This window comes from Hyphomicrobiales bacterium (assembly GCA_016710435.1).
GTDB lineage: Bacteria > Pseudomonadota > Alphaproteobacteria > Rhizobiales > Aestuariivirgaceae > Aestuariivirga.
Window position 1 is genome coordinate 1,611,535 of the sequence record JADJVV010000001.1, and the last position, 22,221, is coordinate 1,633,755.

Below are 22,221 nucleotides of genomic sequence, written 5' to 3' on the forward strand. Positions count from 1 at the left end.
CGATGAACAAGCAGAAACAACACCGGACGGAAAAAATCCTCCGCGCTGCCCCCGTGGTGCCCGTGATGGTGATCGAGGACGTTGCCCAGGCCGTGCCGCTGGCCCGCGCACTGGTGAAGGGCGGACTGCCCGTTCTGGAAATCACGCTGCGCACCGCTGGTGCACTCGACGCCATCCGCGCCATCATTGCCGGGGTTGAGGGCGCCATCGTGGGGGCGGGAACAGTGCTGTCACCGGTGCAGTTGGAAATGGTGGCGGAGGCGGGCTGTGCCTTCGCCGTCTCGCCGGGGTCATCGCCGCTACTGCTCGATGCGGCGGACAGGATCGAGATGCCGCTCCTGCCGGGTGGCGTCACCGCGACGGAAGTGATGGCGCTGCTGGAGCGCGGCTACCACTTCCAGAAGTTTTTCCCCGCTGAGCCCGCAGGCGGCACGGCCTATCTCGCATCGCTGGCCCAGCCTCTGCCGCAGGTGAAGTTCTGTCCCACCGGCGGCATCAACGCAGCACTCGCTCCGTCCTATCTCAAGTTGCCGAATGTCATCACCCTCGGCGGCTCGTGGATGGCGCCCAAGGCGATGATGGCGGGAGGCGATTGGGCAGGCATTGAAAAGCTGGCGCGCAATGCAGCCGCCCTCGCCAGCACAACCACGTCGGATCACGTCGCATGAAGATCAACGGCCAATCATACCGCACCATCTGGCCTTCGGCGGACGGCACTGCTGTCGAAATCATCGACCAGACGAAGCTGCCGCACCTCTTTGAAACGGTGACCTTGCGGACACTCGAAGACGCGGCCAACGCGATTTCGGACATGCTGGTGCGCGGTGCGCCGCTGATCGGCGCAACAGGGGCCTATGGCCTTGCCCTTGCGATGCGCGCTGATGCCGGTGACGTCAGCCTGGCGCAGGCTCACGACACGCTGGTCCGCACGCGGCCCACCGCCGTCAATCTGAAATGGGCGCTGGATGCTGTTCAGGCTGTCCTCAGCCCCTTGCCGCCGCGTGAGCGTGCCAGCGCAGCCTTCGCCGAAGCCGCCCACATCGCTGATGAAGACGTGGAAACATGCGCGCGCCTCGGCGAACACGGCCTCAATCTCATCCGCGCGGTGTGGGAGAGCCAGGGACGCTCGCGCCCCGTCAACATTCTCACCCACTGCAATGCGGGCTGGCTCGCAACGGTGGACTGGGGCACGGCCACGGCACCCATCTACAAGGCCGTGGAAGCCGGAATTCCCGTCCATGTCTATGTGGATGAAACGCGGCCCCGCAACCAGGGCGCCAGCCTCACCGCCTATGAACTCAACAGCGAAAACATTCCCCACACGGTGATCGTCGATAACGCCGGTGGCCACCTCATGCAGCATGGCATGATCGATCTCTGCATCGTGGGCACGGACCGCACCACGGCCAACGGCGACGTGGCCAACAAGATCGGCACCTACCTCAAGGCCCTGGCCGCCCACGACAACGGCGTGCCGTTCTATGTGGCGCTGCCATCCTCCACCGTGGACTGGAGCATGAGCGACGGCCTGCGTGACATCCCCATCGAGACGCGCTCGCCGCGCGAGGTCACGCACATCACCGGTCTTGCGGGCAATGGCCGGCTGGAAACAGTACAGCTCACGCCCACCGGAAGTGCCGCCATCAACTACGGCTTCGACGTGACACCCGCCCGCCTCGTGACCGGCCTCATTACCGAACGCGGCGTCTGTGCCGCCACGCGCGAAGGCCTGACGGGGCTCTTTCCGGAGCGGCGATAGGGATGTCCGCCATCATGGACGGAATTGATTGACGCGATGAGGAGCGAACCCGGGCGCTCACGCCACGCTCACAACCGGCCCTCGCGCTCGGCTTCCACCTCCAGATCGTTCATCGCCGCCACATAGCGTTCGATGGCGAGTGACTCGGTGGAGAAGCCTTGACGGTAAAGCAGGAGCACGCTGACGGCGATGGTGACGGCCATCGCCACGTAGGGTCCGACGAAAAGGAACAATGCAGACACAGCGAAGTAATAGCCGCGGATGCCGTTGTTGAGGCTCTTCACCGACTCGGTCAGCACCACTGCCGTCTGCGCGATCATCACCGTGCAGTGGGGCGTGCGTGCGTCCGCGTTGTTCAGCCCGCCAATCATCGCCAGCGCGTAGGCGAGCTTGCGCAACGCATAGGTGAAGGAAAAGAACGCCGCCGCCATGATGACAGTAAGGGACGCAAAATTCATCGAGAACACGCCGAGCGACATGGGCGGAAAGAAGCTCATGGTGGTGAGGGAGGCATGCACGTGGTTGATGCTGGCCAGCGTGCCCACGAGACCCGCCAGCAGGATGAGCGTGGCCGAGCCGAAGAACGACATGCTGTTGGAAAGCTGCCCCAGCATGATCGCGTCGATCACCCGGTTCTCGCGCGGCGAATTGAGCAGCATGCGCATCCAGCGCAGCCGCACCACATGCAACTGCGCATTCAGCGTGCCCCGCCCGAGGAGCGAAAGGATGGGGCCATAGGCCGCCCACATCAGGAAGATGAGGCCGACGGCCATGAGGTGCGGAAGGTCGAAGTCGTAGGGCATCGTCTGCTGTCCTCGCCGTCAGATCAACCGTGGATTTCCTTGATCTTCTGGGCGCTGATCCCGGGTGCGCGCTCCAGCGTGTAGTTCAGGTTGAACGCCGATGATGCCAGAAGCACGGGGGCGCCGTCGAGGTCCTGTGCGATGGACGAGCGGTTGCCTTCCACGAAGCTGTCGAGCGTCTTCTTGTCGCCACTCGAAATCCAGCGCAGCACATCAAAGCGCGTCGTTTCGAAATCCACGGGCACGCCGTATTCCTGGTTGAGACGGTCCTTCAGCACGTCCAGCTGCAGCGCGCCGACAACGCCCACGATGGCGCCCGAGCCATCCATCGGCGTGAACAATTGCACCACGCCTTCCTCCGCCAGTTCTTCAAGCGCGGAACGCAGCTTCTTCGCCTTCATGGGATCGCTGAGCTTGACGCGGCGCAGGATTTCCGGCGCGAAGCTGGGCACGCCCGTGAAGACGATGTCCTCGCCTTCCGTCAGCGTATCGCCAATGCGCAGAACGCCATGGTTGGGAATGCCCACCACGTCGCCCGCATAGGCCTCCTCCGCCAGAGAACGGTCCTGCGCGAAGAAGAATTGCGGGGCATTGAGGGCGAGGGACTTTCCGGTGCGCACGATGGTCGTGCGCATGCCGCGCGTGAGCTTGCCGGAGCAGACGCGCATGAAGGCGATGCGGTCGCGGTGATTGGGGTCCATGTTGGCCTGGATCTTGAACACCACGCCCGTGAGCTTGGGCTCCACCGCCTTCACGTCGCGCTGGCGCGAATGCTGGTCGCGGGGCGGTGGCGCATACTTGATCAGCGCCTCCAGGAGATCACGCACGCCGAAGTTCTTGATGGCCGAACCGAAATAGACAGGGCTGAGATGGCCTTCGCGGAAGGCCTGCCTGTCAAAGCCCTGCGTGACCGAATGCACGAGTTCGATCTCATCGCGGAAATGGGCATCCGCACCGGGCGCCAGCAGCGCCGTCACACGTGAATCAGAGGGGCCTGATACTTCCTCGCCTTCCGGGGCGGAATCGAGCTTGCGGATGCGGGGCTCCGTGAGGTCGTAGGTCCCGGCAAAGGCCTTGCCAAGCCCGATGGGCCACACCATGGGAACCGCCGTCAGCGCCAGACCCTTTTCGATCTCGTCGATCAGGTCGAGGGGCTCGCGTGTTTCGCGGTCGAGCTTGTTGATGAAGGTGATGATGGGAATGTCGCGCAGGCGGCAGATTTCGAAAAGCTTGCGGGTGCGGTCCTCGATGCCCTTGGCGCCGTCGATCACCATGACGGCGGCGTCCACTGCGGTCAGCGTACGGTAGGTGTCTTCCGAGAAGTCCTCGTGGCCGGGCGTATCGAGCAGGTTGAAGACGCAGCCGCCGTATTCGAAGGTCATCACCGAGGTGACGACCGAGATGCCGCGCTGCCGCTCGATGGCCATCCAGTCGGAGCGGGTGCGGCGGCGGTCGCCCTTGGCGCGCACATGGCCGGCAAGCTGGATGGCGCCGCCGAACAGCAGCAGCTTTTCGGTCAGCGTCGTCTTGCCCGCGTCCGGGTGCGAAATGATGGCGAAGGTGCGCCGGCGGGCGACCTCTTGGGGAATGGTCAGTGTCACGAAACGGGGTCCGGTTTGGCTTTGCCGGGCTGTAGCGGAATGCCTTGCGGGCGTCCAGAGAGTTGCCCCGGCGCGCCTGCTGTGGCATGGGGGACGCAGAGGCTTTTCCATGACAAAACTGGCACTTCTGGGCGATATCGGCGGCACCAATTCGCGCTTCGGGCTGGTCAGCCTGGGCGCCATGGATGTGCAGGACGTCGAGGTCCTGAAGAACGACACTTTCCCGAGCCTTGAAGACGCCATTTCGCACTACGTGGCAAAACGCGGCATCACCGAACTGGCTGCTGCCGCTGTCGATGTCGCGGCCCCGGTTGACCGCGAGGTCATCACCCTCACCAACAGGGACTGGACTTTCAGCGCCGAAAGCCTGCGCAAGGCCGCCCGCGCCCGCCGCTTCCGCCTGCTCAACGACTTCGAGGCGCTGGCCTGGTCATTGCCGCACATCGGCGCGGCGGACCTGGTGCAGATCGGCGGGCGCCTCCCGCCCGAACCTCATGTGAAGGTGGTGCTGGGCCCCGGAACGGGGCTTGGCATGGCTGTTCTCGCACCCCTGCCGCAGGGCGGCTGGATGCCCATCCCCGGCGAACTCGGCCACACCACGCTGCCCGTCGTCACGGCGGAGGAGCTGGCGCTGAAGGACAAGATCGCGGGCAAAGACCTTTTCGCCGAAGCAGAAGACGTGCTCACGGGGCCTGGCCTGCTCTCCCTATACAAGGCCGTGGCGGAGAACCCCGTGCATGTGACGCCCGAAGCCGTGTTGCAGGCCGCGCTGGCGGGCGCTGATGCGGCAGCGGAAAAGACACTGGATCATTTCATGACCTTCCTCGCCCGCGCCTCGGGCGATGTGGGCATGGCGCTGCAAGCCAGGGGCGGTGTCTATCTCGCGGGCGGCATTGCCCCCTCGATTGCTGCAAAGCTGCAGCAGCCGAAATATCGCGCCGTCTTCGAGGACAAGGGCCGCATCGCCGAAGTGATGAAGCCAATCCCGTGGTTCGTGATCACCGACCGCTTCCCGGCGTTCAAGGGCTGTGCCGCAGCACTCGCTGCCATGGGGGAGTGACTCTCATGATCGACAACCGCGCCCTCATCGTCATCGATGTGCAGAACGACTTCTGCCCCGGCGGCAGACTTGCTGTGGCAGGCGGCGACGAAACCGTGCCGCTCATCAACGCGCTGATGGGGGATTTCAATCACGTCATCCTCACGCAGGACTGGCACCCGGAGGGGCATTCCTCCTTTGCCTCGCAGCATCAAGGGGCCGCGCCCTTCTCCGCCATCACCATGCCCTATGGCCCGCAGACGCTCTGGCCGGACCATTGCATCATCGGCAGCGAAGGGGCGGCCTTTCACAAGGGTCTGAACGTGACGCGCGCCGAACTCATCATCCGCAAGGGCTTCCGCAAGCCGATCGATTCCTACTCGGCCTTCTTCGAGAACGATCATGTGACGCCAACCGGCCTTGGCGGATACCTGCGCGAACGTGGCCTCACGCGCCTCACCCTGGTGGGCCTCGCCTTCGACTATTGCGTGCGTTACTCCGCCGAGGATGCCCGCGCCCAGGGCTTCGGCGTCACCGTGATCGAAAAGGCCACGCGCGCCATCGACCTCAACGGCAGCGCCGCGGTCACGAAAGCGAGCTTCGCCGAACGGGACATCGTGCTGGCATGAACCTGCTTTTCCCCGCACAGGCCTCCGTGACACTGCCTGTCACTGGCACGGCACAGCGCTTTCCGCTGCATCGCATTTATTGCGTGGGCCGCAACTACAATGAGCACGTGGTCGAGATGGGCGGCGTGGCAGGGCGCGATCCGCCCTTCTTCTTCTCCAAGCCCAACGACGCCATCGTGCTTGATGGACGCTTTCCCTATCCGCCCATGAGCCGCGATGTGCATCACGAGATCGAACTGGTGGTGGCGCTAGGTCCGGACACGAAAATCTGCGGCTATGCCGTCGGCATCGACTTCACCCGCCGTGACCTGCAGGCCGAGGCAAAGAAGCTGGGACGGGCCTGGGACACGGCCAAGGCCTTCGACTTCTCCGCCCCCGTCAGCGCCATCACGCCGCGCACCGATATGCTCTCGTCCGGCGCCATCTGGCTCGACGTCAACGGCACGCGGCGGCAGACGGGCAATCTTCGCGACATGATCTGGAACGTGCAGGAAATCATCGACTCGCTCGGCGAGTACTTCATCCTGAAGCCCGGCGACATCATCTTCACCGGAACCCCTGCAGGCGTGGGCGCGGTGCAGAAGGGCGACAGGCTCAGCGGCGGCATCGAAGGCGTGGGCGACATCAGCGTCGTCGTCACGTGAGTGACCGGCTGAAGGCAATCCTGCTGGTGATGGGCGCCATGGCCACCTTCACCGTGCTGGACACATCCGCGAAATACGCCGCCCAGAGCCTTCCCGTCCTCGTCGGCGTTTTCTTCCGCTATGTGATCGGGCTGCTGCTGGCCTCCGTCATCATCTGGCGCGCCGGCGGGTTTTCTCTCCTCGTCACCCGCCACCCTTATCTCCAGATCCTGCGTGGACTGCTGTTGCTGGGCTCGACGGCGTGCAACTTCACCGCCATGTCTCACCTGCAACTGGCGCAGACGGCGGCGATCAACTTCACCTTGCCGCTCTGGGTCTGCGCCATTTCCGTGCCGCTGCTGGGCGAACATGTGGGCCTGCGCCGCTGGATGGCGGTGCTGGTGGGTTTCGTGGGCGTGATGGTGATCATGCGGCCCGGCTCCATGGATTTCCATTGGGCCATGATGATTTCGCTGATGAGCGCCTTGTTCGGGGCGCTCTACAACATCGCCACCCGCAAGGTGGGTGGCAGCGACGGAACGCAGACGTCGCTCTTCTATGTGGGGCTCGTCGGATCGTTGGGCGCGTCACTTCCGCTCGTGCATGCCTGGCAGACGCCGGAGGGATGGCAATGGCTGCCGCTGGTGCTCATGGGACTTGCAGGAACGGCAGGCCACTCCATGCTGATCAAGGCGCATCGCCTCGCACCTGCCTCGGCAATTGCACCCTTCATCTATACGCAGATCGTCTGGATGACCATCTCCGGTGCCTTCGTCTTCGGCCAGTTCCCCGACCGCTGGACGCTGCTCGGCGCCGTCATCGTCGTCGGCAGCGGCGCTTACGTCTTTGCCCGCGAACGCAAGAAGGGCGTGACGACCGCGCAGGACGCCACGCCCGAGGATTGATTGTTGCCGCCGGCTTAGCCTGCGATGTAGGCCGTCTTCACCGAGGTGTAGAATTCCGCGGCGTAGCGGCCCTGTTCGCGCGGGCCGAAACTTGAGCCTTTGCGGCCGCCGAACGGCACGTGATAGTCGACGCCCGCCGTCGGCAGGTTCACCATCACCATGCCGGCCTGTGACTTCTTGCGGAAGTCCGTCGCCGCCTTGAGCGAATTTGTATAGATGCCCGACGAGAGGCCGAAGTCCGTGTCGTTGGCCACGGCCAGCGCCTCGTCGTAGCTCTCGACCTTGATCACCGAAGCCACGGGGCCGAACACTTCCTCGCGGTTGATGCGCATGTCGTTGCGGGTGTTGATGATGAGCGCGGGCGAGAGGAAGTGACCCTTGGTGTCGCGGTTCAGGCGCTCGCCGCCCCAGGCGAGTTCGGCTTCCTTGCGGCCGATGTCGATATACATCTCGTCCTGCTTCAACTGCGATTCATCGACCACCGGGCCGATCTGCGTGCCGTCCTTGAGCGCATGATCGACCTTCAGCGCCTTGATGGCGGTGACGACCTTCTCGACGAAGGCATCGTGGATCTTGCTCTCGACAATGAGGCGCGAAGAGGCCGTGCAGCGCTGGCCCGTCTGGAAGAAGGCGCCATCAACGGCGCCGGCGACGGCGGCATCGAGGTTGGCATCGTTGAGAACGACGAGCGGATTCTTGCCGCCCATCTCCAGCTGGAACTTGGCGCCGCGCGCCGCGCAAGACTGCGCCACGCGCGCCCCCGTCTGCACCGACCCGGTGAAGGAAATGGCGTTCACGTCACGCGAGTCCAGCATGGCCTGGCCCACTTCGGAACCGCGGCCCATGACGAGGTTGAGCACGCCCTTGGGCAGGCCCGCGCGCGAGGCGATTTCGGTGAGCGCCCAGGCGCAGCCCGGCACGAGATCGGCGGGCTTGAAGACCACGGTGTTGCCATAGGCCAGCGCCGGCGCGATCTTCCAGGCGGGAATGGCGATAGGGAAGTTCCACGGGCAGATGAGGCCGACGACGCCCACAGGTTCGCGCGTGATGGTGATATCGACGCCGGGCCGCACCGAGGGCACCGCCACGCCATCGACGCGGAGAGCTTCCTGGGCGAAGAACTTGAAGATCTGCGCGGCGCGCGCCGTTTCCATGATGCCGTTCATCAGCGGCTTGCCTTCCTCGCGGGCGAGCAGCTTGCCGATCTCCTCCTTGCGGGCAAGGAGTTCGACGCCGATGGCTTCCAGGATGTCGGCGCGCTGCTGCGGCGTGGTTCCGGCCCAACCGGGAAGTGCCGCCTTGGCGGCGGCAATGGCAGCGAGCGCCTGCGCCTTGTCGGCCTGGGCATAGGTGCCCACCACATCGCTCACGTCCGACGGGTTGATGTTGTCCTTGGCCGATTTGCCCTCGACCCATTCACCGGCAATGAAGTTCTTGTGCAGCATGTCTGTCTTCCTTGTTTGCAAAATCCACCAATGCCTGACCGTGCGGGAATGAAATCAGACGTCGGTCAGATTTGGTTCGGTCTTGGTTGCGCCCGCTCTAAAGAAGGGGCAGCGCTGGCGCAAGCATCAGCCGATGCGGAGCAGGATTGCGCCCGCGGCGATGAGCAGGGCGCCCGCCACGCGCTGAATGGTGAGGGTTTCCTTGAGCAGCCGCGCCGACATGACAAGCGCGAAGATGATGCTGGTTTCGCGGAGCGCCGCCACCGTGGCGATCGGCGCCTGCGCCATGGCCCAGATGACGATGGCATAGGCGAGAGACGAGGCCGCGGCCCCGAACAGGCCCTTCTTCCAGTGCGGCAGCACATGGGTGAGGATGACGGGTCCGCGCATCATCAGGCCGGTCACGAACAGGAACAGCCCATCCAGCACGAAGACAAAGCCGGCATAGGCGATGGGATCGCCCGAAACGCGGCCCCCCAGGCCATCGACCACGGTATAGACGGCGATGAAGACGGCCGTGCCACCTGCGAAGAACAGCGTCTGGCGGTCCACGTTGGCGCGCCGGAGCCCGGAAAGACCCGCGAGCAGCAGGCCGATGAGCAGCACCACGATCCCCGCCGTGGCCAGCGGTGTCGGCACGTCGTGCATGAGAATCGATGTGCCGAGCAGCGTCAGGAAAGGCGCACCACCTCGCGCCAGCGGATAGACGAGGCTGAGGTCGCCCGTTCTGTAGCTGCGCGCCAGGAAGAGGTTGTAGCCCGTATGGAGGAAGCCCGAAACGATGCCGTAGATGAGGCCCGTGCTGTTCGGCATGCCCGTCACCGCCAGCATGGCGAGGCCGAAGAAGCCCATGCCCGTCTGGATCAGGAACAGTCCCAGGAAGCGGTCAAGGTTGAGCTTGACCTGAACGTTCCAGGCCGCGTGCAGGAAGGCCGCAAACAGGACGAGAAGGAAGACGGTGGTGCTCAAGATGACTGGCCGTGGCTGAAAACCCAGCGATAAGCGGCACCGGGGGAGGGCGCAACAAAAAAGGCCCGGCACAAGCGCCGGGCCCTGAGATTGGCGGAAACTGGTTGTTTCGGTGGATCAGCTGCAGACAGCGCCGCCCACGGCGGACTGGTAGCAGGTCAGTGCCGAGGTGGAGCGGGGACGCACCATGATGGCCTGTTCCACGTTGAAGGTGGTGGCGCCGAGAATCTTGTCGCCGAGGAATGAGGCCACATAAGGCACATAGTCCATGCAGGCGATGGCGACGATGACGTCGTTGTTGGCTGTCATCAAGGCGGGCATGGCTGTGGTGTCCGGCGTCGTGTCGCAGGTGGGGCCGGCCGTCATCTTGGTCTTCCACATCTGCGTGACCGTCGCGCCGACCTTGCGGTAGCCATAGACGTTGATGTGGAAATCGGCGACAGGCGTCGGCGCGATCACCATTTCGGCTGCCTTGTAGTAGTCGTCGATCTGGCTCTTGAGGATCGAGGTGCGGTTCTGCGCCACAAGGTCGGCGACGACGCTGGCGGAATAGGTGATCTTGCGGTTGAACGAGATCAACGCCGTGAGGTCGATCATGCCGAAGAACAGCAGGATCAGGAACGGCAGGATGATCGCCGTCTCGATGGCGGCGACACCGTTATCGGCGCGCAGGAAGGTCTTGAACGTCGGGGTCATGATGACAGTCTCGCTCAGGTGCAGTTCGTGCCGGCGGGGAAGGGTTCGTTCTGGAACATGGCGAAGCCGGCGATGCGGCGCTTGCGGTCGTTGTCCACGTTGCCGAAGGCGCTCATGAAGGGCAGCACGATGTTCCAGTCGTAGGTGGCGATCACCGCCACGGGCTTGGACGGCCCGCCGCAGTCATAGGACGAAGAGGACGGGGCGCCGCTATAGGACGTGCCCACGTTGAGGTAGGAGGGCGTTGCGGTCTTGAGGGCGGCGAAGGTGGCCGCGGACTTGACGTAAACCTTGACCGAATTGTTGCAGTCCATGACCGTATTGGCCAGCTTGCAGATCTCCGTCTTGAAGGCAGCGGCACTCATGCCGGCGGTCTGGGCCTGGCCGGTGCGGATCTTGCGCGCCGCTTCTTGGACACTCGATTGCAGGACATATTCGGTGAACAGCATCAGGCCGGTCTCGACCACGGCTCCCATGGCGAAGAAGAACACGGGCGCCACCATGGCAAATTCGATGGCGGTCACGCCGCGCGCATTGCGGAGGAACCGCTTGGGCGCGAATTTCAGACGCATGATTTTACTCCCCACTGACGGGTGGCGCTTCCGGACCCGCCACCAAGCTCCGACTTATCATGAGGAGCTTTCCGGTATTTGAACGGATTGTCTAAAATTTGAATGATCGGATTGTCCCACATGAAAACGGGCGAGCCCGGAAGGCCCGCCCGCTGTGTGATGCGATGCGTGAAAAACCTCACTGCGGCGCCGGCGGCGCATCCGACTTGGCGCTGTCGGTGCCCGTGGCCAGTTCGATCTTCTTCTTGGTCTGCTCGATGATCTTGGCGGAATAAACGAGGTCGTCGCCGACCTGCAATTCGCTTTCACAGAACGGTGCGCAATTGAGGGACTGGCGCTCCGGACCGCGGAACAGCGCGACAGTGTTGGGCGTGGTGTGAGAGATGGAGACATCGAAAGACGCCATCTCGTTGCCCGACAAGTCGAGAATCATGAGGTTGGTGGTCCCGAAGCCACGGCCATGGATGAAGAGCTTGGTGCCTTCGACCGTTGCGTCCGCGATCGTCGGATTGCCGATCACCACGGAGCCGGGAAGGGCGGGCAGGATCACCATCTGCGACTGATCGGTCTCAATCGTCAGCACCTGCGCGGCGCCGGCTTGCGTTGCGGGCAGGGCGAGCGCTGCCACCGCGACGGCTGCGGAAATCATCAGGGAGAAGCGGAGACGCATGCGGACAAACCTCTTGGCGTGACGGCATGGCACGCGGGGCGCGCACCTGCCTTTGCGGAAAAACCTTGCACGGCAATGGTGAATCTTCGGTTACCGCGGCGTCACTTTGGGTCAGGAGACGCACGATGAGCGGACCGCCACGGTAAACAGGCGTTGCCGCCCATGGTTTTCCATGTCTTCGGCGGAAGGGTTAACCGCGCCTTTACAGCTCTCGTGAGAAGGATGCCTCATTCACTGCGCGGCGCGCCGTCGCCCGCACAACGGACGGGTTCCATGATTCACATTCTTTCCATTGCACTCCTGCCCATCCTCATGATTGTCGCCGCGATCAGCGACCTGATGTCGTTCCGCATCCCGAACTGGCTGACGCTGCTGACTGCCGTGCTCTTCTTTCCCATGGCCTGGCTCACCGGCATGCCGCTGGTGGAATTCGGCTGGCATCTCGCCGCCGGCCTCATCCTTTTTGTCGCGGGCTTCGCGCTCTTCTCCTTCGGCCTCTTCGGCGGCGGTGATGCCAAGCTCATGGCGGCCGCCGGACTCTGGTTCGGCACGGCGCAAACCATGCCCTTCCTTGTCGCCACGGTGCTGGCCGGGGGCGGCCTCGCCATCGCGGTGGCGGTGTGGTCGCTCATCATGACCGTCTTTGAAATCCATGGGCCGGGCGAAAATACGCGCCTTGTCCGGGTGGCCCGGAAGATTCGCCCGAAACTTCCCTACGGCTTTGCATTCGCCATCGGCGCCATCGTCGCTTTCCCGCAGAGCTGGTGGATGACAGGGGCCGCGTGATCCGGATTTCCGCAAACATGGATAACATTAACCAATATTTTGCCATTCCGTCCGAAAGATGGAACCCGAGAGTGTGTGTGGCCCCGCGATTTGAAGCGGTGCAACCCGTGAGGATCTGCAGATGAGTAAGATGCGCGTTATGGTGTTGGCTGGTTCGATTGGCGCTGCTGTCGTGGCCGCCATGCTGGCCAAGGGTGTGATTGGCAAGAAGGCGCCGCCGCCGGAAACCAAGATCATCACCAAGGTCGAGACGGAAGACGTCCTCGTCGCCGCACGCGATATCCAGACGGGTGAAAAGCTCGCTCCGGGCAGTGTCATCTGGCGCTCGTGGCCGAAGGAGAACGTCCTCGAGCCCATGATCACCAAGGAGGAAATGCCGGACGCCGAAGAGAAATACGCCGAGGCGCGCGCCTATGTGCCGATGTTCGAAGGCGAAGTCATCAACGACAAGAAGGTCGTGAAGCCTGGCGATGGCGGTTTCATCAGCGCCATCCTGCCCAAAGGCATGCGCGCCATCTCGGTGGCGGTCTCGGTGCGCTCCACCGCCGGCGGCTTCATCCTCCCCAATGACCGGGTGGATGTGATCCTGACGAAGAAAATTCCAGGCGCCGGCCAGCTCGTGAAGAGCGAAACGGTGATCTCCAACGTCCGTATCCTGGCCATGGATCAGGTGTTCAAGAAGGTCCAGGAGGGCGACGAGGTTTCCATGAAGGAAGTGGAAACCGCCACCGTCGAGCTCCGCCCTGAACAGGCTGAAATCCTCGCCAAGGTGGAATCGGAAGGCGAGCTTTCGCTGGCGCTCCGCTCCATCGCCGAAAACGATGCGAAGTCACTTGAGGAAGGCCCGATCCTTGCCGAGAAGTATCGCAGCAACGGCGCCACCAAGACGACCGACACGCTCTTCATTCGCGCAGGCATCGAAACCTACGCCACCAATCGCTGAGGCACACGCGTCATGTTCATGAACTTCAACAACTCGTATCTCGCGCGTCCGGTGGCCAAGGCAGGGTTCCTGCTGGCGGGCCTGGTGACGGCGGCAACGCTTGCCTTCTCGTTCCAGGCGCTCACCGCGCCCAGGGCGCAAGCCACGGACCTCGACATCTCGGCAGCCGAGAACGATGGCCGCTTCGTGCGCATCGGCCTCAACAAGTCGGTCGTGGTAAAGCTGCCGGGTGATGCCCGCGACGTGATCGTCGGCAATCCCGAGATCGTCGACGCGGTGGTCCGCTCCAAGAACACCGCCTATCTGTTTGCCCGCAAGCCCGGCCAGACCAACGTCTTCTTCTTTGACGCCAACGGCCAGCAGATCCTCAATCTTGACCTTGAGGTGGCGCTCGACCCGATCGCCATCCGCAAGCTCCTGCAGCGCTCGCTGCCCGGCACGCGGATCACCGTTGATACCGTGAACAACAACGTCGTCCTCGGCGGCATGGCGCAGAGCCAGCTCGAAGCCAAGACAGCCGTCGATCTCGCCACGCAGTTCGTGCAGTCGTCCTCCTTCTTCCAGAGTGGTTCTTCGCTCATCAACACCATCAAGGTGGCGGGTGAAGACCAGGTCATGCTGAAGGTGAAGGTCGTTGAAATCCGCCGTGACGTGCTGAAGCAGCTCGGCGTTGATTTCCAGGCCCTCATCAAGGCCGGAAACTTTGCCTTCAACCTCTCAAACATGAACCCTTTCGCCAACCAGTTGCTGAGTCCGGCTGGCGGCTACGCGGCCGCCTACAGCGGCAGCAATGGCACCTTTGACAGCGCCGTCCGTGCCATGGAATCCGATGGCCTGCTGCGCACTCTCGCGGAACCGAACCTCACCGCCATCACCGGTGCCGATGCCAAGTTCCTGGCCGGCGGCGAATTCCCCTACTGCGTCGATCTGGTGCGCGCCACGCTGGAGTGCCTCAAGTACGAGTACAAGGAATATGGTGTGAGCCTCAACTTCACCCCGACGGTGCTTGACCAGGGCCGCATCAACCTCAAGATCAAGACGGAAGTGAGCGAGTTCGCTCCCTCCGTCACCGATGCCGCCATCCCGACGCTGAACAAGCGCACGGCCGAAACAGTCCTCGAAATGCCGAGCGGCGGGTCCATGATGATTGCGGGCCTGATCCGGAACAAGACCAGCCAGACGGTCAAGGGCACGCCCGGCCTCAAGAACCTTCCGGTTCTGGGCGCCCTGTTCCGCAGCCGTGACTTCGAAGCAAATGAAACGGAACTGGTTGTCCTCGTGACGCCCTATCTGGTGCGTCCCACGGGCGAGAAGCAGCTCACCACGCCGGACGAGGGCTACAACACGCCCACCGACCGCCAGACCATCCTCCTGGGCCGCCTCAACAAGGTCTACGGCGGCGGCGGAAAAGCGCCCGACGGCACATATCACGGCAACGTTGGCTTCATCGTCGAGTGAGCCGGGAAAGGTTTAGGAAAATGCGTATGTCAGTCTTGTCTCGGAAATCCCTCTCCTTCTTCTTCGTTGTCGCAAGCCTCGGACTGGGCGGCTGCGCCCACGATGAGCTGGCGCTCGACGATGCCTATGTGCCGCTGAGCCCCGAGGAACGCTTCCCCATCGAATACGCCAGGGGGCCGATCACCATGGAGGTGTCGTCCGCCCACGGCAGCCTGCAGCCTTCGCAGGTGAACGCGGTGGCCCGTTTCGCCCGCCAGTCCATGGGTGGCAGCCTGACGCCGGTCAGCATCAAGCGCCCCGCGGGCGGTGGTGCCTCGGCCAACGTTGCCGAAGAGATCGCTGGCCTGATGATCCGCCAGGGTGTGCCCCGCAGCATGATCCGGATGGGAACCTATCCGGCACCATCCTCCGCGCCGGTCCGCCTCGCCTATGTGAAGTCCTTCGCCCACACCAAGCCGTGTGGCGACTGGAGCATGGATTCGACCCAGTCCAGCCAGAACATCGACATGCCGAACCACGGCTGCGCTGTGCAGTCCAACATTGCCGCCATGCTGTCCAACCCGGAGGATGCCGTGGCACCGCAGGCGGTGACACCGGGCCAGGCCGCCAGCGGCACCAACGCCATCAAGAAGATCAGCAACGGCTCTTCCACCTCGCCGCTCGCCTCGATCTTCGGTTTCTGATCATGCATTCGGCCAAGTCCTGACAACGGCGCAAATTCAAGGCAACACCATGAACACCGCAACGCAGATTTCTCCCCAGATGGCCGGCTCCCACGAGGAGCTTGTGGCCCTTGTCCCGCGCGTCGACATTCACATCTTCTGTGAAACGCAGGAGACGGGGCAGGCCATCCAGGTCGCCAGCGGTGACCGCCGCATGGCGCGGGCCCATGTGACCATTCAGCTGGGCGGCATTGCGGCTGCCGTGCAGGTCTACCAGACCCAGCCGACGCCCCATGTGCTGGTGGTCGAAACCCACGGCAACCGCGATCAGGTGATGGCCGAACTCAGCCGTCTCGCCGAAGTGTGCCAGGCAACGACGAAGGTCGTTGTGATCGGCCATGTCAACGACGTCATCCTCTACCGCGAACTGGTGAAGGCCGGCATCAGCGAATATGTGGTGGCGCCCATCACCTCATTCAGCTTCATCGAGACCGTGGCCGGCCTCTTCAACGATCCGAAGGCGGCTCCGCTGGGCCGCATCGTGTCTTTTGTCGGCGCCAAGGGCGGCGTGGGTTCCTCCACCATCGCCCACAATGTCGGCTGGGCCATCTCCCAGCGCCAGAGCATCGATACGATCATCACTGACCTCGACCTTGCCTTCGGCACCGCCGCGTTGAACTTCAACCAGGACGGCTCGGGCGGAATCATGGATGCGCTGGGCGCGCCGGACCGCGTCGACTCGACCCTCATTGACCGCCTGATGACCAAGCTCGGCAGCAAGCTCAGCCTCCTCAATGGCCCGAGCAGCATCGACCGCGACATCTCGATCGAAGCCCATGCCGTCGAAACCATCCTCAACGTGGTGCGCTTCTCGGCGCCCATCGTCATCGTCGACGTGCCCAACATGTGGGCTCCGTGGATCAAGTACACGCTGCTCAACTCCGATGAGATTATCATCACGGCGACGCCCGAACTGCCGTCCTTGCGCAACACCAAGAACCTGGTGGACATGCTCAAGGCCTCGCGCCCCAACGACAAGCCGCCGCGCCTCATTCTCAACCAGGTGGGCGTGCCCAAGCGCCCCGAGATTCCGGTGAATGATTTCGCCAAGGCCGTGGGCATCACTCCGACCGCCGTCATTCCCCACGACCCGCAGACCTTCGGCATGGCCCAGGGCAATGGGCAGATGGTCTTCGAAGTCGCACCCAAGTCGAAAGCGGCGGAAGTGCTGGGTGAATTCGCCCGCAACCTCGCCGGAAACCAGAAAGCCTCCTCCGACGTGAAGAAGTCCGGCAGCCTGTTCTCCAAGCTGCCCCTCTTCAAGAAGAAGTAAGCTGCAGAGGACCTGACGCATGTTTGGCAAGAGACCCGAAAATTCCATTCCCCAGGGCGCGGCACTTCCGCCGCCGCCGGGTGCCGCTCCGGGTGCAGCGCCGGCCGCGGCGCAGGCAAACTTCGTGCCCGACGTGAAGGTGCAGGCGCCCATGGGCTTCGGCGCCAACAGCGCCTCGGCGCGCACGGCATCGCCGCCCGCGGTGACCCCGCCGGCACGCGAGCCGGGCAACCCCGATCACAGCAAGCGCTCGGAAAATTACTACGACATCAAGAGCACGATCTTCAACGCGCTCATCGACGCCATCGACCTGACGCAGCTCGCCCAGCTCGACCGCGACGCCGCGCGCGACGAAATCCGCGACATCGTCAACGAGATCATCGCCCTCAAGGATGTGGTGATGTCGATTGCCGAGCAGGAAGAACTGCTCGAGGACATCTGCAACGACGTTCTCGGCTACGGCCCGCTCGAACCGCTGCTCGCCCGCGACGACATCGCCGACATCATGGTGAATGGCGCCTCAACGGTGTTCATCGAAGTCGACGGCAAGATGCAGAAGACCGGCGTGCGCTTCCGCGACAACGCCCAGCTCCTCAACATCTGCCAGCGCATCGTCAGCCAGGTCGGCCGCCGCGTTGACGAAGCCTCGCCGATCTGCGACGCCCGTCTTCCCGACGGCTCGCGCGTCAACGTCATCGCCCCGCCGCTGGCCATCGACGGCTGCGCCCTCACCATTCGTAAGTTCAAGAAGGACCGCCTGAAGCTGCCCGACCTCGTGCGCTTCAAGTCGATCACGCCGGAAGGCGGCACCATTCTCGAAATCGTCGGTCGCGTGCGTTGCAACGTGCTGATCTCCGGTGGTACGGGCTCGGGCAAGACGACGCTGCTCAACTGTCTCACCGGTTACATCGACCACGACGAGCGCATCATCACCTGCGAGGACGCAGCCGAACTCCAGCTGCAGCAGCCCCATACGGTGCGTCTCGAAACGCGCCCGCCGAACCTCGAAGGCGAAGGCGCCATCACCATGCGCGACCTCGTCAAGAACTGCCTGCGTATGCGTCCCGAACGCATCATCGTCGGCGAAGTCCGCGGACCGGAAGCCTTCGACCTCCTGCAGGCGATGAACACCGGTCACGACGGTTCCATGGGCACGCTCCACGCCAACAGCCCGCGCGAAGCCATCTCGCGACTCGAATCCATGATCACCATGGGCGGCTTCGCCCTGCCGTCCAAGACCATCAAGGAAATGATCTGCGGCTCGATCGACGTGATCGTCCAGGCTTCGCGCCTGCGCGACGGCTCGCGCAAGATCACCCATGTCACTGAAGTAGTCGGCATGGAAGGCGATGTCATCATCACCCAGGACCTCTTCGTCTACGAGATCGTCGGTGAGGATGCCAACGGCAAGATCATCGGCCGTCACCGCTCCACGGGCATCGCACGTCCCCACTTCTGGGATCGCGCCCGCTATTACAATGAAGAACGCCGTCTCGCCGAAGCGCTGGAACGCGCCGAGGCACGCGAGACCGGCAGCGCCTAACAAAAGGGCTTGAACGCAATGTTCGGCATGGAAATTACAGATCTGGCCTTCCTCTTCACCGTCGCCGTGGCGGTGGGTGGACTGCTGATTGCCATCGTCTTCCCGATGATTTCGGCGAATAACGCATCGCGCCGCGTGGACGCCATCGCGACCGGCAAGAAGGATACGAAATCCTCCTTCCGTCAGCGCTTCCAGGAAGACAACAAGGATTCACGCCGCCGCCAGATCCAGGAATCCCTGAACAAGCAGAACGAGGACCGCGTCAAGGTCAAGAAGCGGGTGTCGCTGTCGACGCTGATCCAGCAATCGGGCCTCGACATCACGACGCGCGTGTTCTGGATCATGTCGCTGGTCACAGGCGTTGCCTTCTTCCTCGTGCCCACCATCCTCGGCGCTCCCATCTATGCCGGCGCCGGTGCTGCCTTCGTTGGCTTCCTCGGTTTCCCGCGCTGGTTCCTCGGCTATCTGCGCAAGCGCCGCCAGAACGTGTTCCTCAACGACTTTGCCGATGCCATTGACGTGATGGTGCGCGGCCTGAAGGCCGGCCTTCCCGTCTCGGAAGCCATGAAGATCATCGCCTCCGAATCCGGCCCGCCCGTGGGCCCCGAATTCATGGAAGTCGTGGAAGGCCAGCGCGTCGGCATCTCCATCGACCAGGGCATCGAGCGCATGGTTGAGCGCATGCCGCTGGCGGAGGTGAACTTCCTCGCCATCGTCATGACCATCCAGTCGAAGACGGGCGGCAACCTTTCGGAAGCGCTTGGCAACCTCTCGCGCGTGCTGCGCGACCGCAAGAAGATGAAGAACAAGGTGCGCGCCGTTTCGCAGGAAGCGAAGTCGTCCGCCGCCATCATCGGCGCCCTGCCATTCGTCATCATGGGCGGCCTCACCGTGCTGAACCCGACCTATCTCAATCCGATGTTCGATACATCGACCGGCAACATGCTGCTGGTCGGCAGCGGCACCTGGATGATGATGGGCGTTCTTGTCATGCGCAAGATGATCAACTTCGAAATCTAGACTGATACCGGACACGCGAAGAAGAACAAGAACATGGAACTGATCACCTCGCTCCTTCAAATCGAAACGCTGATCACGGTGCTCGTTGCGCTGGCGGCGTTCGGCACGGTGATCACCATCGCAGCGCCCTATCTCGAAGGCGACAAGCTGCAGAGCCGCATCAAGGGCGTGACCGAAGAACGCGACCGCCTGCGCCAGCAGCTCAAGGCATCGCTTGCCGGCAGCGAAGCGCGCCTGCGTGAAAAGCCGAAGGGCGGCATCTACCAGCAGCTGGTGGAAGCGCTGAACCTGAAGCAGGTTCTGGAAGGTGAAGCCAGCCGCGACATGCTCCGCCAGGCCGGCTTCCGCGCGGAAAAGCATCTTGTCACCTTCCTCGCCTTGCGCGTGATCATCCCGATCGTTGTCGCCATCATCACCTTTGTCTATGCTTCCACCATCTTCGCCGACAAGGTGTCGCCGAACATGCGCGTGGCGGCCGCCATCATCGCCCTCGTCGTCGGCTTCTACATTCCGGGCGTCGGCCTCAAGAACCTCATCCAGCGCCGCCAGTCCTCGATCAAGAAGGCCTGGTCCGACGCCCTCGACCTCCTGCTCATCTGCGTGGAATCGGGCATGGCGCTCGAACCCTCGCTGGTGCGCGTCGCCAAGGAAATCGGCAGCCAGTCGGTTCCGCTGGCCGAAGAACTCTCGCTCACTGTTGCCGAACTGTCCTACCTGCAGGACCGCCGCAAGGCGCTTGACAACCTCGGCCGCCGCACCGGCCTTGAAACAGTGAGAGCCGTGGTGACATCGCTCATCCAGTCAGAACGCTACGGTACGCCACTCGGCACGGCGCTCCGCGTGCTCGCCCAGGAAAACCGCGACTCCCGCATGGCCGAAGCCGAAAAGAAGGCCGCCGCCCTGCCGCCGAAGCTGACGGTTCCGATGATCCTGTTCTTCCTGCCGGTGATCTTCGTGGTCATTCTCGGACCGTCGATCATCATGGTGATGAAGCTCGAGTAGCGGCGTTGTCTTTTGCCCGCCGGGCATTCGGCGCGGCGGGGCGGAGGAAGGCTGAAAGCCCGTGCCGTGTCTTGTGCCAGTGGTGTGGCCGCACGGCGAAATCCCACAGGGCCATCCACGCCGCAGGCGTCATCAGCATCCAGTAGAAGGGCATGGTGGCCAGCGTCGCCGTCCAGCGGACATGGCCCAGCCGCCGCAATCCCTGCCGGGCGCAGGCAATCGCCGCCGCATAGCCGAGGATCAGGATCGCGCCATTGAGGCCGATCAGTCCGCCGTGCAACGGCATCGATAATTGATGCTGGAACTGCCCAGACAGGAAGAACCAGAGGGCATGCACCAGCAGGAAGGGGTGCAGCAGGGCTGCCGCGAACACGCCGAACGACATGCACTGGATCACCCAGAAGCGCGTGACGCCCACATCGGCCAGAAGCTGTGCGGGATGGCGCATCAGCACCAGCCAGGTGTGGAGGAAGCCCTTCAGCCAGCGCCGCCGCTGCTTCATCCAGTTCCACAGATGCGTGTTGGCCTCTTCGTAGGTCTTGCTGGAAAAGGCGTCCGTCTCGAAGCCCATGCGGGCGAAACGGTAGCCGAGATCGGCATCTTCGGTGACATTGAAGGGATCCCAGGCACCGACGGCAACAAGGGCTGCGGTGCGGAAATGGTTGGACGTGCCGCCCAGCGGCAGCGGCAGGCCGGCAGACGCGAGTGCCGGCAGGATGACGTTGAAGAGAGCCGCGTACTCCGCGGTAAATTGCCGGGTCAGCCAGTTTTCATTGGGGTTGTAGTAGGTGAGCACGGCCTGCAGGCAGGCAAGGCCATCGCCCCGTGACGCAAAGATTGCCGCCGCCTGCCGCAACTGGTTGGGTTCGGGGATGTCCTCGCTGTCGTAGATGGTCAGGAGTTCGCCACGGGCGAAGTTCAGCGCGTAGTTGAGGGCCCGGGGCTTCGTCTGCGGCTTGCCCGCGGGCACGACGATGATGTCGAAATGGTCCGGCAGCCCCAGCGCCGTCACGGCCCGCACCATCAGCGTGTCTTCCTCCTCCAGGATGAGCTTGATGTCGAGTTTGCCTACCGGATAACTCAGCGCCTTGAGCGCGGTCACCAGTTGGCCCAGCACTTCCGTCTCGCGGAAAAGCGGCACGAGGACGGTATAAGTGGGAAGGTCGCCGGCGGGCAGAGGGCTGATCCGTGCTGCCGCCACCGGCGGACCGGGCAGCAGCACGAACACGCGGATGGCAACCGTCATGGCAAAGAACAGGCCAGCGAACGCGCTGAACATCAGGCCCACGTATCCCCAGTCCGTCAGCAGCCCCACGGCCACCACGGCCATGCCGAGGAGGGTGATGACAATCGCCTGTTCAAGCGTGAACCTCCGGCGCGCCGAGAGGTCCGGCTGTTGCACGGCGAGCGACATCACGCTTTGCCGCAGCAGCGCGGGCCCCAGCACGAAGCGTACGGCTTTGCGGTAGGCTGCGGGGTTGAGGCGCGCCACGATGCGAAGGCCCATGGCCTCGCCCCTGCGCCGGGCCGCTTCGGACGCCGCGGCATAAACAGTCAACCCTGGAAGAACGGCGGCTGGAACAAGTTGGTGCCGCAGGGCGAGATTGCGGTCCTCAGGCGTGAGGCGCGCCATCATGCCGGGCAGCAGATGGTCCGGAAAAAGCGGCAAGACATCGGGCGGACCATCGTCTAGACTGCGCCTTCCGGCCCACTGTCCCGCTTCCGCCCCTGACTCGAGACCCGCCCCCCGCCATGCGCCTGAA

The 22,221-nt window shown here is 63.5% G+C and carries 22 protein-coding genes; 14 read left to right on the top strand and 8 right to left on the bottom strand.

The window, feature by feature from the left end; all coding sequences use genetic code 11:
* Positions 1-2: 2 nt before the first annotated feature.
* Together eda and mtnA are read left to right on the top strand one after the other, a co-directional pair.
* The gene (eda, locus tag IPM06_07825) at positions 3-668 is read left to right on the top strand and encodes a bifunctional 4-hydroxy-2-oxoglutarate aldolase/2-dehydro-3-deoxy-phosphogluconate aldolase (protein MBK8770323.1); all 666 of its coding nucleotides are present in this window, start codon (positions 3-5) and stop codon (positions 666-668) included.
* Entirely contained in the window at positions 665-1,759 is a 1,095-nt protein-coding gene (mtnA, locus tag IPM06_07830) for an S-methyl-5-thioribose-1-phosphate isomerase (protein ID MBK8770324.1), read from the top strand. Before eda ends, mtnA begins: the two co-directional genes overlap by 4 nt.
* Positions 1,760-1,827: 68 nt before the next feature.
* Here the strand turns inward: mtnA and IPM06_07835 are convergent, their stop codons facing one another.
* Together IPM06_07835 and IPM06_07840 are read right to left on the bottom strand one after the other, a co-directional pair.
* Positions 1,828-2,562, bottom strand: coding sequence for a DUF599 family protein (locus IPM06_07835; GenBank protein ID MBK8770325.1), 735 nt, complete (start codon positions 2,560-2,562; stop codon positions 1,828-1,830).
* A gap of 23 nt (positions 2,563-2,585) precedes the next feature.
* The gene (locus IPM06_07840; GenBank protein MBK8770326.1) at positions 2,586-4,274 is read right to left on the bottom strand and encodes a peptide chain release factor 3; all 1,689 of its coding nucleotides are present in this window, start codon (positions 4,272-4,274) and stop codon (positions 2,586-2,588) included.
* Between IPM06_07840 and IPM06_07845 the strand changes: the two genes are divergently transcribed.
* From IPM06_07845 to IPM06_07860, 4 genes are read left to right on the top strand one after another with little or no spacing between them, the layout of a single operon-like run.
* Positions 4,273-5,223 carry a glucokinase gene (locus IPM06_07845; protein MBK8770327.1) on the top strand — a complete coding sequence of 317 codons (951 nt, stop codon included), beginning with the start codon at positions 4,273-4,275 and terminating at the stop codon, positions 5,221-5,223. The genes IPM06_07840 and IPM06_07845 overlap by 2 nt on opposite strands.
* An 8-nt stretch (positions 5,224-5,231) precedes the next feature.
* On the top strand, positions 5,232-5,831 hold the full coding sequence (gene pncA / locus IPM06_07850; protein ID MBK8770328.1) for a bifunctional nicotinamidase/pyrazinamidase: 600 nt from the start codon (positions 5,232-5,234) through the stop codon (positions 5,829-5,831).
* Positions 5,828-6,475: a fumarylacetoacetate hydrolase family protein gene (locus IPM06_07855; protein ID MBK8770329.1), complete on the top strand. Its 648-nt coding sequence runs from the start codon at positions 5,828-5,830 to the stop codon at positions 6,473-6,475. The genes pncA and IPM06_07855 overlap by 4 nt, the downstream gene beginning before the upstream one ends.
* 29 nt (positions 6,476-6,504) lie before the next feature.
* Positions 6,505-7,359, top strand: coding sequence for a DMT family transporter (locus IPM06_07860; GenBank protein ID MBK8770330.1), 855 nt, complete (start codon positions 6,505-6,507; stop codon positions 7,357-7,359).
* A gap of 14 nt (positions 7,360-7,373) precedes the next feature.
* On the opposite strand, the gene IPM06_07865 is transcribed toward IPM06_07860, so the two are convergent.
* The 5 genes from IPM06_07865 to IPM06_07885 all read right to left on the bottom strand — a co-directional run bounded on the left by IPM06_07865 (position 7,374) and on the right by IPM06_07885 (position 11,711).
* Entirely contained in the window at positions 7,374-8,804 is a 1,431-nt protein-coding gene (locus tag IPM06_07865; protein MBK8770331.1) for an aldehyde dehydrogenase family protein, read from the bottom strand.
* A 126-nt stretch (positions 8,805-8,930) separates the two neighbouring features.
* A complete protein-coding gene (locus IPM06_07870; protein MBK8770332.1) occupies positions 8,931-9,773 on the bottom strand; it encodes an EamA family transporter in 843 nt (280 codons plus the stop codon).
* A 117-nt stretch (positions 9,774-9,890) separates the two neighbouring features.
* Positions 9,891-10,469 carry a pilus assembly protein gene (locus tag IPM06_07875; GenBank protein ID MBK8770333.1) on the bottom strand — a complete coding sequence of 193 codons (579 nt, stop codon included), beginning with the start codon at positions 10,467-10,469 and terminating at the stop codon, positions 9,891-9,893.
* A 14-nt stretch (positions 10,470-10,483) separates the two neighbouring features.
* Positions 10,484-11,041 carry a pilus assembly protein gene (locus tag IPM06_07880; GenBank protein MBK8770334.1) on the bottom strand — a complete coding sequence of 186 codons (558 nt, stop codon included), beginning with the start codon at positions 11,039-11,041 and terminating at the stop codon, positions 10,484-10,486.
* A gap of 178 nt (positions 11,042-11,219) precedes the next feature.
* Entirely contained in the window at positions 11,220-11,711 is a 492-nt protein-coding gene (locus IPM06_07885) for a pilus assembly protein N-terminal domain-containing protein (GenBank protein ID MBK8770335.1), read from the bottom strand.
* A 273-nt stretch (positions 11,712-11,984) separates the two neighbouring features.
* Between IPM06_07885 and IPM06_07890 the strand changes: the two genes are divergently transcribed.
* From IPM06_07890 to IPM06_07925, 8 genes are all read left to right on the top strand, one after another.
* The gene (locus IPM06_07890; protein MBK8770336.1) at positions 11,985-12,497 is read left to right on the top strand and encodes a prepilin peptidase; all 513 of its coding nucleotides are present in this window, start codon (positions 11,985-11,987) and stop codon (positions 12,495-12,497) included.
* Positions 12,498-12,618: 121 nt separating this feature from the next.
* A complete protein-coding gene (gene cpaB, locus IPM06_07895) occupies positions 12,619-13,440 on the top strand; it encodes a Flp pilus assembly protein CpaB (protein ID MBK8770337.1) in 822 nt (273 codons plus the stop codon).
* A 12-nt stretch (positions 13,441-13,452) separates the two neighbouring features.
* Positions 13,453-14,898: a type II and III secretion system protein family protein gene (locus IPM06_07900; protein ID MBK8770338.1), complete on the top strand. Its 1,446-nt coding sequence runs from the start codon at positions 13,453-13,455 to the stop codon at positions 14,896-14,898.
* 26 nt (positions 14,899-14,924) lie between these two features.
* The gene (locus IPM06_07905) at positions 14,925-15,581 is read left to right on the top strand and encodes a CpaD family pilus assembly protein (protein ID MBK8770339.1); all 657 of its coding nucleotides are present in this window, start codon (positions 14,925-14,927) and stop codon (positions 15,579-15,581) included.
* Between the two features lie 49 nt (positions 15,582-15,630).
* On the top strand, positions 15,631-16,893 hold the full coding sequence (locus IPM06_07910) for a CtpF protein (GenBank protein ID MBK8770340.1): 1,263 nt from the start codon (positions 15,631-15,633) through the stop codon (positions 16,891-16,893).
* Positions 16,894-16,912: 19 nt separating this feature from the next.
* On the top strand, positions 16,913-18,436 hold the full coding sequence (locus tag IPM06_07915) for a CpaF family protein (protein MBK8770341.1): 1,524 nt from the start codon (positions 16,913-16,915) through the stop codon (positions 18,434-18,436).
* Between the two features lie 27 nt (positions 18,437-18,463).
* Entirely contained in the window at positions 18,464-19,456 is a 993-nt protein-coding gene (locus tag IPM06_07920; GenBank protein MBK8770342.1) for a type II secretion system F family protein, read from the top strand.
* 33 nt (positions 19,457-19,489) lie between these two features.
* Positions 19,490-20,458: a type II secretion system F family protein gene (locus IPM06_07925; protein MBK8770343.1), complete on the top strand. Its 969-nt coding sequence runs from the start codon at positions 19,490-19,492 to the stop codon at positions 20,456-20,458.
* On the opposite strand, the gene IPM06_07930 is transcribed toward IPM06_07925, so the two are convergent.
* The gene (locus tag IPM06_07930) at positions 20,436-22,127 is read right to left on the bottom strand and encodes a glycosyltransferase (GenBank protein ID MBK8770344.1); all 1,692 of its coding nucleotides are present in this window, start codon (positions 22,125-22,127) and stop codon (positions 20,436-20,438) included. The genes IPM06_07925 and IPM06_07930 overlap by 23 nt on opposite strands.
* Positions 22,128-22,221 lie beyond the last annotated feature (94 nt).